Genomic DNA, 12,493 nt, shown 5'->3' on the forward strand with positions numbered 1-12,493 from the left:
AGCTAGCTTTTTAGAAATTCAGTGAATCGGCAGAGGGGCCATAACTTGCTGGAAGGGGAATATCATTGAGTCTATAGTAAACACCTAATTGTGCCCTGTGATGTGTAATCTGGTTTAATGAATGACGAATAGCACCGTATTTGCTCCAGCTTGCCAGTTCATGGCCGTCATTTTTAATGGTCCAGCTTGGAATTAAGTCTTCCTCCTTAGCTGTTTCTAAAGCCTTTTTTCCGGCTTCGTAATCTTCGTCTAATTTTTTTAAGAGATCATCCCGGGTCAATAGACTTGTGGGCACATAAGCACTTTTGGCAAAGTCAAGTTCTGAAGTCTTTAAAATGGTACTTGGCCATTCGAAAACTTCGACTAAGTGGGTTGCCAGACGCATCATTTTCATGCTTTTTTCATGTGGGACATATTCATTCTTGCCTTCAGGAAAAAGTGCGATAAAGTTTGTTGTAATTTGATATTCATTCGCTAATTCTTCTTTTAATTGTGGTAATGTTTCCATGTTTTTTACTGTAATAATTTAAAATTCGATTAGTTATCCTACTAATAGCCTTCGCACTGGAATTGTTTTTTCGTTTAATATTTTTCTTTTCCTACTAAGGTTAAACAAAGATATAATCACAGGGTGACAGCTATGTGTCAGTATGAATTATCGATTTATGATAAAAATAAAATAGTGGCAGTTCTTATTATCTCATGTTGTTGAAAACTTGGACTGCAGAGGTTCGAGTATTTGTTTTTTTTATAACGTTTATTTACGCAAGCGCAGCAAATAATAAAGCAGGTCAAGCGAATTGTAAAAAGGGTGAAAATGAGCATATAGACTAAGTATATTTGATTGGTAATTAATTAAATAAAATAGAACTATGGGAAATAAGAAAGCAATATTCACTTTTGTAGGCCTGGTATTGGTTGCAGCAATTGGTATCGGTATATGGGCTTACCGTCTTTTGGGAAATATGGAGGCGGATCAGGAAAAAACAGAACAATTATCTTCCCGAATTTTAGCAGGTTTTGGCGATCATACCGCTATTTATAAATATCCAGTACAATTGTCCACAGTAGACTGGGGGAAGAGCTGTCTAATTCTTGAAAATGGCGGTGCCGGTGATTTGGGAATAACTTATAAGGAAAAATGGAACGAGGCATTGGGAACAATAGATAATTATCCCGGTGATGCTGTCAAAGGCATTGTTATGATAGCGATGGACATGCAGGAAAAAGGTGAGTATGTTAATAAAATCGGCCAAAGAGATAAAGCTTATCAGCGCAATTATATCATTAGCTATGTAGATCTCGACAAGAAGGTAGTCATTGCCCGCGATACTCTATATGGTGAGGAGCCGCCTTTGGTGAATCGTTCCTCCGGTTCGGGAGCTGGTGACTTCCCCTCGGAAACAGAAGTTGTAAATTCGGTCAAAAGTAGGTTGAAGTTATAATTTTTTTTTCTTCGTTTATGGAATTTGATATTCTTCGCATCCCTGCACGAAAGTTGAAGTGCCGGATGAAAGAATCTAGTACTTGGCTTTAGGTAAATTTATCTATTTTAAAAGAATTTAGCCAGTATCTTAAACATGAAATGGAAATCAATTGTTGTATGCTTTTTAGCTGTTCTGTATTCCGTGGTACTTTGTGGGCAATCGACCTTATTCAATAGTCCGCGTGGATCTTCTGACTATTATATTTATAAACTGAGCCCAGAAGTTTTAAGAAAAATTCACTTGGGAGAGAAGAAATTCGATGAAACTATGCTCAGCGATTTTTTTCTTAAGTATAAGGCCGGAAGTCCACAGCCGACTTTACCTCCTGGTAATTATGTCCAGGTCCGCGCCAGTGGAGCTGATCTCATCTATCAGGAATTGATTAGTGATAACCTATATGTCAAGATTATCCCAGCAGAAACTTTTGCGATTTGTCTATACGATTCGCTGGGAACGATTATAAAAGATGCACAAGTAAAAGTGAAGGGACGTCGCATGTCATTTGATAAGAAGTTTCATTACTATAAAGTTGCCAATGCAAATAATGACGATATTGTCAGTATTGAACATAAGGGTGTCTATCATTACCTGAGTGTAGAGCGGAGTTGGCCTTACAAAGACAGGGTTCCATTATGGAAAGGGATCAAAAATAGCTTGCTTAGAACAAAGTTTAAGATTAAGAGGTTCTTTCATAAACAGGAAACTGAACAGACAGAAAGCTTTATGGTTTTTAACAAGCCAATGTATAAGCCAAATGAGCAGGTTAAATTTAAAGCTTATCTTGAGGAAGAAAAATGGAAACCTTACCGTGATTCTATTGCCGTACGTCTGACAGGTGGATATGGGTATGCCAAAGATACCGTTTTGATCCGACTTGCTCCCTATCGTCCGGGAATGTACACCTTTGAATTTAATTTGAAGGGGCTTGGCCTTATCCTTGATAAAGATTATGGGATCTCTTTGGAATCTACAAAAACCAAAGCCGTCTTGCATCAACAGTCTTTCCGATATGAAGATTATGAGTTAAAAAGCCTAAGTTTTAATATGACGTCCGAAAAGACGAAATATGCTAAAGGAGACAGTGTGCGACTGAAACTAAAAGCTTTAAATGAAAATGAAATGCCCATATATGATGGGAAAGTAGATTTGCGTGTTGTGACAAGTCCACTTTATACGCTTGATGTAAAAGCCAATAAGGTTAATTTTATTCCAGATACTTTATGGCAAACGAGCGTTTCTCTCGCAGATGTGGCGGAAAAGGAAATTGTATTACCCGATTCAATTTTTCCGGCTGACATTGGTCTTACATTTCGGGCTATTGGCACTTATCTAAGTTCAGATAATGAAAGAATTGAACGAAGTCTCGACCTCAATATACTCAACAGCGAAAAAGAAATTCGTATTGCTGTAAAAGACGGGCATGCAGAGCTGAAGTATTTTGAAAAAGGTGTTGCGATGCCAACAACTGCTCAGCTAATGATATTAGGTGAACATCGCGAAATGCTGAAGACTGAAAATTTGAGTTTACCTAATTTGGTTTCTATACCCTGGCAGGCTGAAGAAATTGTTGTCAAGTCGAATGGATTGAGTAAAAGTGTATATTTAGAGGATCAAGAACAGGCACAACTGAATTATCGGTTTTATCGAACTGCGGATTCGGTGATATTGCATGTCAATAATCCCGCTATGATTCCATTTTGGTATCGTGTCCATCGTGCTGGTCGTACGATTGCTTCGGGTTATCATACCACGTTAAATAGTAAATTTTTAGCCCGTGGAAAAGACGGGTATAGCATGGAAATCACCTATCTTTTTGGAGGAAAATCAAAAGTTATCCAGGAAGAATTACCCTATGTGGAGAAGAATTTAAATTTGGTAGTCAACACGGCGACGACAGTTTATCCGGGGCAGAAGGCTGACGTGGAACTTTCGGTTACGGATAAGAATGGTAAACCTTTGAAGGATGTTGATATTACGGCCTATGGTTTTACCTCAAAATTTAGGTCAGCAACCGCTCCAAATATTACTATGGGTGGTCTGATGCGAAGGGCAAAAGTCTCACAAAATCTTAATTTTAGTTTGGATGATGATGAGAAGGCACATCAGGGAGCTCTTCAAAATTGGGCAAAATGGTCTAAAGACATGCAGTTGGATACGATGGCTTTTTATCGGTTTTTATATCCCAAAGATTATTATCAGGAGTCTCTTCCTTTAGATGCTGTCAAGAGCCAGATTTCCCCTTATGTCGTTGTAAATGGTGTGGTGCAGGGGATACATTTGGTATGGATAGACGGCGTGCTGACTTATGCTAAGCAAGAGCAGCAAAACAACAGCAGTATTTTTGAAGTTGCTCCGGGTCAGCATGATTTTAGATTTAGGACCAAGGATCGCGACATTCGTGTAAGTGGCTTTTATATTGAAAAGGGAAAAAAGATCATTGTTTCCTTTAATGCCTCACAGGATACGATTGGTTTTACCTACCCCGAAAAAGCATTCAGTAAAGGCCAGATTTTGGTTTACCAATTACCTAAAGAACAACGTGGCAAGTTCTACGAAAACGAATTGACTGAATTGAAGCGCCAGTTGATTACAGTAACCAACAATTTTGGAGCCTGGCAATTACCCAATAATAATGTGTTGATTGAGAGGCCAGCATATATCCAGACAGCTGGAGATCTCTATTACCTCAATCCCGTAAGAAAAACCGTTTACGATAGTCGGTTGCGTACACAGGTTCCTGTGCCACTGATGGTAGGACCATTTCCAAGGACAGAAATGTATAATGGTGTGTCCAAAATAGGTACGCTCATGGTTGATACAGCGAAAATTGGACGTTTTGAAATTGAGGGGGGCTATCAATATAGCATCTATAAAAATTATCAAAAGCAAAAAAGCTGGGATGGCAATCCTTTGCGGATTGATCTGTATGATTTCAAGCCAAATTTAGATTTTCAGGAGAAGGTATGGTCATTGGAGGATATCAAGGCAAACGTAGAACGTACTTTCAAAGAGATCATGCAAAATAGCACGGGATTGGCACAATTTGCTACGGTGAAGAAAGGAAAAAATGAGGCTATTTTTAAATTGAATTTAACTTTGGGCAATGATGTTGCACAGAAAGGCATCCGGCCTACATTGATCTTTATTGAACCGACGAATGTCAAGGAGAGAATGTATTTTCGACTGTTTTACGGTGGACATCGAACTTTTGGAGATCTTCCAGTCGGCGATGTTACTTTGCATATTGTAAAGGATGATTCAACTTCTTTTAGTTTGCCAATCAAACTCAAAGCCAATGGGATGAATTATCTCCGGCTGGATTCTATTCAATGGAGCAATGCATCCCAAGCGGCAAGATTGGCTTACAAACTTGTACGTGATGAAATTATTGTGCGTACCGTAGAAAATCCATTGCGGGATTCTATAAGCCATGGGCAAGAGATTGTTCCGCAGCTCTTAAAAATAGACCGGGAAGATTTTAGAACGAAGAGAAAGAATAATAAGGTCGCCAGGGTCTTAGTTTATGATAGGGATACGCCATTAATTGGGGCTAAGGTGAGTGTTCCGGATACCAAAAAACGATATTTCACAAGCTTTGATGGTAGTGTGGAACTTGAGCTCTCCGATGACAAAAATACGGTACTTGAGATTGCTGCTTTAGGGTACAATACCGCTACGGTCAAAGTCTCCAGTGGCAAAGATTATTTCGTGGAATTAAAGCCAAGCGAAAATCAATTGGATGAAGTGGTTGTTGTGGGATATGGCGTCCAAAAAAGGCAATCATTGACTGCGGCAGTGAAATCGATCAATGCTAGGATGGATGGGGTGACTACAGCTATGCTGCAGGGGGCTGTAGCAGGGATTCGTATTCGTGGCGCTGCTAGTCCGGCCCCCAATGAAAAACCATTGATTTTAGTGGACGGAGTCCCTTTTGAAGGTGATATTTCAAGTCTTGATCCATCGACTATCGCGTCATTGAATGTGATTAAAGATCAATCTATGCTGGGATTGTACGGTGCGCGGGCCGCCAATGGCGTGGTGATGGTTCAGATGAAAGCTGGAGCATCTGCGACATCGACAGGTGCTGTGGATATGCCCTATTTGGAATCTGGAAATACGATGCGCGTGAACTTCCGCGATGATGCATTCTGGCAGCCAAAGCTAACTACCGATGCTCAGGGAAAAGTTAATTTTGAAGCGACCTATCCGGATGATATTACCAATTGGCGAACATTCTTTATCGCTAAAGGAAGTAAAAATTTCGCCGACATAAAAGAGCTAAATGTCAAATCCTTTAAAGCTGTTTCGGCACATTTCGCGACTCCCCGATTTGCCATCAGAAGTGATCAGTTTACAGCCATGGGAAGGGTTGTTAATTATCTTAGCGACAGCTTGCAGCTCTTGCGTACCATCAACAATGGGCTGACAACGCAGGAGGCAACGTTGAAAATTGCGAAGTCCTATCGGGATCCTATATCAGTTATTGCCGCTCAGGGGGACAGCGTCCAACTTGCTTATTCGATCGAATTGTCAAATGGATATTTTGATGGTGAAAAACGTAGCATTCCGATTTTTGAAAAGGGGCTTGAACAACATGAAGGAGATTTTAAAGTACTCAACAGTACCGCAGAATATTTACTAAAAACTTCTCCAGCACTAGGCGAAATCACCTTGCATGCCGAAGCAAATTCGCTGGAATTTTTACAATGGGAAATTGAATCGATCGATCGTTATAAATTTCTATGCAATGAACAGATGGCTTCCAAATTGAGCGCATTACTTTCCAAAAAAGAGCTGACAAAATTGATCGGAAAGCCCTTTACAGAGGATAAGAAAATAAAGGATCTTTTGAAGGAGTTACAGAAAAACAAAAATTCCAATCAGGGCTGGGGTTGGTGGAACAAAAGTGAAACTGTGACCTGGATCAGCAACTATGTGATCGGGGTACTGTTGGATGCCCGAGAAGCCGGCTACCAGGTTGAGATCGATACGGAGATTTATGCAGAACGTGAAAAGACCATGTTGAAAAGCAGCTTGGCTTCGCTGGATGTTCTATTGGATAAAGATAAGCTTCACGGGGCCAAGGAGAATTTGTTTAGCTCCTTGATATATCTACTCCGGTTGGATCCTAAAGCTGATTACAAAGATTATTTCTTCGAAATCGACACAAAACTGAAAAGTAAAACCATCAAGGATAAACTGTTGAAATATCTGTTGATTTCAAAACTGGGTCTTAAGGATTCACATGCTGCAGATACCGTTCTTAAATACGCGTCAAAGGCTGTCTTAGGTGGGCTCTATTGGACTTCTGGAACTACAACAGATCAGAAAGGCGGATTTTTTATGCGCCCAACGGAAACCAATACCGAGAATACATTGTTGGCTTATGGTGTCTTAAAATCAATTGGTGGTCATGATTCAGATTTAGAAAATATCCGTAATTACTTTTTCGCGCAGCGGCAGCAAAACCAATGGTATAATATCTACGAATCTTCCCGTATCATACGAAGTATTCTTCCTGATGTACTGAAAGAGGGTGAATCTTTCCAGGCACCGGTAATGGTCATCAATGGCAAACGCGTCACTGCATTTCCGTATACGCAAAGCTTTAAGTCGGATGAGCAGATTAAAGTGAGGAAAGAAGGGACGGGGCCGGCTTTTGTGACGGCTTATCAAAATTTTTGGAATCCCAATCCAGCTGTAGAAAAAGAAAAGGGCTTTGCCGTGGCAACGCGATTTAAGGACAATGGTGCTACGGTAGCGGCACTCAAGGAAGGGAAGCCTGTAAAACTTGAAGCAAGTGTAACATTAACTGGTGAAGCTGAGTATGTGCAGATTGAAGTTCCGATACCGGCGGGATGTTCTTATGAAACCAAAACCAATGGATACTATAGAATCGAGGCGCACCGAGAGCATTTCAAAGATCGTGTTGTCATTTTTTGCAACAAACTGGGGAAAGGTACACATACCTTTGAGATCGAACTTTTACCTCGTTATACCGGGACTTATACTGTCAACCCCGCGAAGGCTGAATTAATGTATTTCCCGACATATTATGGAAACGAGAAAATGAAAGAAATCGTGGTGGAGTAAGTGTATTGTTAAAATAAAAAGGGACTTATCACATGATAAGTCCCCAACATATAAAAACTAAAATTACAAGTGCGCTATTAATGATCCCATCCGCCTCCTAGGGATCTGTATATCGCTACGCTTGCTTTGAGTTGGTTGACCTTCTTCTCAACGAGCTCAAATTTAGATTCCAGGGCATCGCGTTGCGTTAGCAGAACTTCCATATAATCTGCGCGAGCGTATTTAAAGAGGTCGTTGGAAATACCGATAGACTCATTTAATGCATCAACTTCCTTGGTCTTAATTTGTAGGCCATTCTCCAGATTTTTAATTTTGGAGAGCTGGTTTGCAACTTCAATATAAGCAGCCAATATGGTCTGTTCATAATGGTAAACAGCCTGAACCTGTCGTGCATTGGCATTATAGTAAGCCGCCTTGATCGCTCGTTTGTTAATCAGGGGCGCAGTAAGTTCTCCAACGAGCGAAGCCAGAAATGATTCCGGCTTAACGAGATAAGTTGGATCAAAGGCCTGAAACCCTACACCAGCAGCAATATCCAAGGATGGGTAAAAGCGGGCTTTAGCCGATTTTATATCCAGTTTGGAAGCTGCAAGTTCATACTCCGCCTGCTTAATATCGGGTCTGTTTTCTAATAGCTCCGAGGGAATACCTGTGTAGACGGTTTGAGGAACAAGCTTGTCAAAAGAGGCTTGGTCTCTTTGAACCGGCTGCGGGAATCTTCCAACAAGGTAGTTTATTCTATTTTCTGTTTCTGTGATCTTCTGCTTGATATCATATTGCATACCTTGGGTTTTCAATATCTGGGCTTCGAATCTTTTGACCGCTAATTTATTGGATCGCGCATTTTTCTTCAGGTCATTCACGACGACAAGGGCGTCGTTTTGAATCTTTACATTCTCATTGATAACCAGGAGTTCGTTGTCCAGCGCTAGGAGTTCATAATAAGAATCTGCAATTTCGGATATTAGGTGAGTTACCATAAAGTTTTTGCCTTCCACGCTGGCAAAATACCGTTGCAGCTGCGCTTTGGTCGCATTGTGAAGTTTACCCCAGATATCTGTTTCCCATTGTGCCTGTACACCAACTCCAAAATCAAATAGCGGTTCAGGCATTTCACGTCCGGGTTCGATTTCTGTATTCTTTTCCATCGCTCCAATGTTTGTGTAGCGACTTACTTTGTCGACCCCCGCGCCAACTTTTACGCCTACGGAAGGTAGATATTCACCTTTTTTTGCGCTTACCTCATTTTTGGCTATTTCAATTTCCTGAAGCATAATATGTAGCTCCTGGTTGTTTACTAGTGCCTGACCGATCAATCCTTGTAAATTGGGATCGCTGAAATAGCTGTTCCATTTTATTTTTCCTGTATTTGCGGTGTCGCTGTCGGCATCGCCATATTTATAAGGAACGGTTCTATTTTCGGCACGTTGTTTTATTTCCAGTGGTTTGCAGGCTGCAAGACTGAGCAAGAAAAGTGCAAAACCTGTATAGTGATATAATCTATTCTTATTCATAATGTATCATGTCTTCGCTTAATGGTGATTCGTCTTCGGCTTGGATCATTTTTCTTCCGTCAGCCAATTTTGCAAAAATGTAGTAAAGTCCGGGAATGACGATAACGCCAAAGATTGTTCCGACAAGCATACCGCCCAGTGCTGAGGCACCTATGGTGTGGTTACCGATAGCTCCCGCGCCGCTGGCAAAGACAAGTGGTACAAGCCCAGCGATAAATGCAAATGAGGTCATGAGAATTGGTCTGAAACGCGCTCTTGAGCCCTCAATAGCTGCTTCCAATATGCTATCGCCAGCTTGGCGCCTTTTCACGGCAAATTCTACGATAAGCACCGCATTTTTACCCAATAAACCAATAATCATGATCAGCCCGACCTGTGCGTAGATGTCATTTTCAAGACCCATTGCCTTTAATAAAAAGAATGATCCAAATACACCCACGGGTAGCGACAACAATACCGCAAATGGAATAATGAAGCTTTCGTACTGTGCCGCAAGTACAAGATATACGAAGACTAAGACAACCAAAAAGACATAAACGGCTTCGTTTCCGCGTTGAGCCTCATCATAGGACAAGCCCTCCCAGGCAACTTTATAGCCGTGTGGTAATGTTTGAACTGCGGTTTCGTTGATTGCCTGAATAGCGTCGGCTGTTGTATACCCATTTGCCGGAAGTCCACGGATGGCGGCCGAATTGTACATGTTGTAGCGCGTGATTTCATTTGGTCCCTGTGTTTTTTTTAAGGTCATAAAGGCCGAGTAAGGAACCATCTGGTCATGATCGTTTTTGACGTAAAGGTTCATGATATCGGAAGGTAGCCTTCTAAATTCTGGTGAAGATTGTACATAGACCTTGAAGAATTGACCGAAACGGATAAAACCCTGCTCATAGGTACTACCGATAAGGATATTGAGGTTGTCCATGGCTTTACCAATGGAAACGCCTTTTTGCATGGCGGCGTTATTGTCAAATACCAATTCGTATTGCGGGTAATTGGCAGCGAAGAAAGTGAATACACCAGTTAACTCTTTGCGCTTTTTGAGATTAGCAATAAAAGCTTTATTGACTTTATCGAAATCTTGGTAATCGGTTGTCCTATTGAGGTCCAGCAGGCGCATGGAGAAACCTCCTGAAGAACCAAAACCCGGAACAGCCGGAGGTTCGAAGAATTCAACTGTTGCACCTAGATTTTTTGATTTTTCTTCAAGTTCTTCCATGATCTCTTTAACGGAGTGTTCACGTTCACCCCAGGTTTTGAGGTTGATAAGACAGGTTCCGGCATTCGATCCACGGCCTTCGGTCATGATTTCATAACCTGCCAGTGATGAGACAGATTCAACCCCATCTACCCCTTGACAGATCTTTTGGAGCTCTCTGGAAAGCTTATTGGTCTGTTCCAATGTTGATCCTGGAGGAGTCTGAATAATGGCATATATTGTACCTTGGTCCTCACTCGGTATAAAACCTCCTGGAAGCGTTTTGTTAATGACGAAAATTCCGACACAGAATGCTATTAAGATACCCCATGTAATCACTCTTCGGCTGGCAATTTTACGAAGTAAGGAGGCATATTTGCCCGTTATTTTATCAAAAGTACGGTTAAAAAGGTCGAGCGATTTAGTGAATACGTTTGATTTTTTTGGTTTACCATGGTTATTTTTAAGGAGCATCGCGGCAAGCACAGGAGTAAGGGTTAATGCGACTACTGCAGATATCACGATGGAACTCGCCATGGTAATTGAAAACTGACGGTAAAATGTTCCGACAGGGCCTGTCATAAATGAAATGGGGATAAAAACGGCCACCATAACAGCTGTAATAGCGATAATAGCACCTGCGATTTCGCCCATGACTTCTTTTACAGCGCTGTATGGCGATATGGCACTTTCTTCCATTTTGGCATGTACTGCTTCAATGACCACAATGGCATTGTCTACGACAATCCCGATGGCAAGCACCAATGCAAACAAGGTCACTAAGTTGATCGACATACCGAACCATTGGATGACGAAGAATGTACCTATCAGCGAAACGGGCACGGCGATGATTGGAATCAAAGTCGAACGCCAATCGCCAAGGAAAATAAACACAACAATGGCAACTAAAATAAAAGCATCGCGTAGGGTATGCATGACCTGTTCGATAGAAGCATCCAAGAATTGGGATACGTCATAACTGATTTTATAGTCTATACCTGGAGGAAAGTTACCTTTCATCTCAGCAAGTTTTGCCTTCACATCTTTAATAACGTCATTAGCATTACTGCCATAATTCTGTTTCAACACAATTGAAGCCGAGGGATGCCCGTCTAAATTGGAATAGATGTCAAAGAATTCACTTCCCAGTTCGACTTTAGCCACGTCTTTTAACTTGATGTTTTCACCGTCGCCGTTTGCGCGAACGATAATATTGTCGTATTCTTCAGGTGTATTGTATTGTCCTTTATAAGTTAGGACATATTCGAGGGATTGCGCTGCAATACCCGAGCTTTGTCCCAGTCGACCGGGACGGCCGATGATACTTTGTTCTCCTATCGCTTTCATCACTTCATCAACTGATAAGCTATAGGCACGCATACGATCGGGATTTAACCAGACGCGCATGGCATATCTACGGCTACCTAAGATTTGTGATTTGGCGATACCATGAATACGATTGATTTCAGGAATGATGTTTACCGTTGCATAGTTGTACAAGAACTTTTCATCCATGCTTTTATTTGTACTGTAAAGATTCACGTACATCAGCATACTGGGCTGAATGGGATTGACGACGACTCCTTCCTTTTGAACAAGTTCAGGCAATAGTGGCATGACTTGATCCACCCGGGTTTTGACCAGTACTACGGCATCGTTGGGATCCGTTCCGGGGTCAAATACGACGTTTACGGTCGCTTCACCGGCGCTGGTTGCATCGGTAGCGATATAGCGCATTCCCTGTACACCATTGATTGCATTCTCCAGTGTAATCAGGGAGGATTTTACAAGTACATCGGCACTTGCACCAGGATAGGCAATGGAGACCGCCACTGTAGTCGGTGCGATTTTTGGAAATTGCTCTGTAGGAAGCTGCTTTATGGCCAAACCTCCGATAAATAGGATGACAACCGATATGACAATAGCAAATACCGGTCGATGTATTACTTTTTTAAACATAATGCTGCTTTTTTAATTACTCTGCATATAAATCTAAGTTTGACATGACTTTCTCCGGAGTCTGATATTTGGATTCAATGGTCTGGTTTTCCTGTACCATGCGAAGTCCATTGAGCAGAATCTTTTCATCCTTGCCCAATCCGGAAGAAACAACATAGATATGCGGCAGTTCGGCAGCAACTTTTATTTCTCTTGCTTTTACTTTATTATCTTTTGTAATAACGTAAACATATTTTTTTCAAGCT

At 41.3% G+C, this 12,493-nt stretch carries 6 protein-coding genes; 2 read left to right on the top strand and 4 right to left on the bottom strand.

All coding sequences use genetic code 11. The features are described from left to right. Positions 1-10: 10 nt before the first annotated feature. Positions 11-508, bottom strand: a complete 498-nt coding sequence (locus DTA23_RS20300) for a DinB family protein (RefSeq protein WP_112375850.1) — start codon at positions 506-508, stop codon at positions 11-13. Positions 509-872: 364 nt separating this feature from the next. Between DTA23_RS20300 and DTA23_RS20305 the strand changes: the two genes are divergently transcribed. Beyond that, entirely contained in the window at positions 873-1,445 is a 573-nt protein-coding gene (locus DTA23_RS20305) for a hypothetical protein (protein ID WP_112375851.1), read from the top strand. A gap of 135 nt (positions 1,446-1,580) precedes the next feature. Then, positions 1,581-7,580 (top strand): alpha-2-macroglobulin family protein, encoded by a 6,000-nt coding sequence (locus DTA23_RS20310; protein ID WP_112375852.1) that lies wholly within the window; start codon positions 1,581-1,583, stop codon positions 7,578-7,580. 77 nt (positions 7,581-7,657) lie between these two features. Here DTA23_RS20310 and DTA23_RS20315 read toward each other — a convergent pair whose 3' ends face one another. The 3 genes from DTA23_RS20315 to DTA23_RS31120 are packed head-to-tail and all read right to left on the bottom strand — an operon-like array spanning position 7,658 to position 12,468. Next, positions 7,658-9,094, bottom strand: coding sequence for a TolC family protein (locus DTA23_RS20315; RefSeq protein WP_112375853.1), 1,437 nt, complete (start codon positions 9,092-9,094; stop codon positions 7,658-7,660). Next, on the bottom strand, positions 9,087-12,248 hold the full coding sequence (locus tag DTA23_RS20320; RefSeq protein WP_112375854.1) for an efflux RND transporter permease subunit: 3,162 nt from the start codon (positions 12,246-12,248) through the stop codon (positions 9,087-9,089). Before DTA23_RS20320 ends, DTA23_RS20315 begins: the two co-directional genes overlap by 8 nt. A 16-nt stretch (positions 12,249-12,264) precedes the next feature. Continuing rightward, entirely contained in the window at positions 12,265-12,468 is a 204-nt protein-coding gene (locus DTA23_RS31120; RefSeq protein WP_502263829.1) for a hypothetical protein, read from the bottom strand. Between the last annotated feature and the right edge of the window lie 25 nt (positions 12,469-12,493).

Source organism: Sphingobacterium multivorum (genome assembly GCF_900457465.1).
GTDB lineage: Bacteria > Bacteroidota > Bacteroidia > Sphingobacteriales > Sphingobacteriaceae > Sphingobacterium > Sphingobacterium multivorum.

Bases quoted from the DNA above. Each gene is read 5' to 3' on its own strand.
- DTA23_RS20320 (WP_112375854.1), bottom strand. From the start codon at position 12,248: ATGTTTAAAAAAGTAATACATCGACCGGTATTTGCTATTGTCATATCG.
- DTA23_RS20315 (WP_112375853.1), bottom strand. From the start codon at position 9,094: ATGAATAAGAATAGATTATATCACTATACAGGTTTTGCACTTTTCTTG.
- DTA23_RS20300 (WP_112375850.1), bottom strand. From the start codon at position 508: ATGGAAACATTACCACAATTAAAAGAAGAATTAGCGAATGAATATCAA.
- DTA23_RS20305 (WP_112375851.1), top strand. From the start codon at position 873: ATGGGAAATAAGAAAGCAATATTCACTTTTGTAGGCCTGGTATTGGTT.
- DTA23_RS20310 (WP_112375852.1), top strand. From the start codon at position 1,581: ATGAAATGGAAATCAATTGTTGTATGCTTTTTAGCTGTTCTGTATTCC.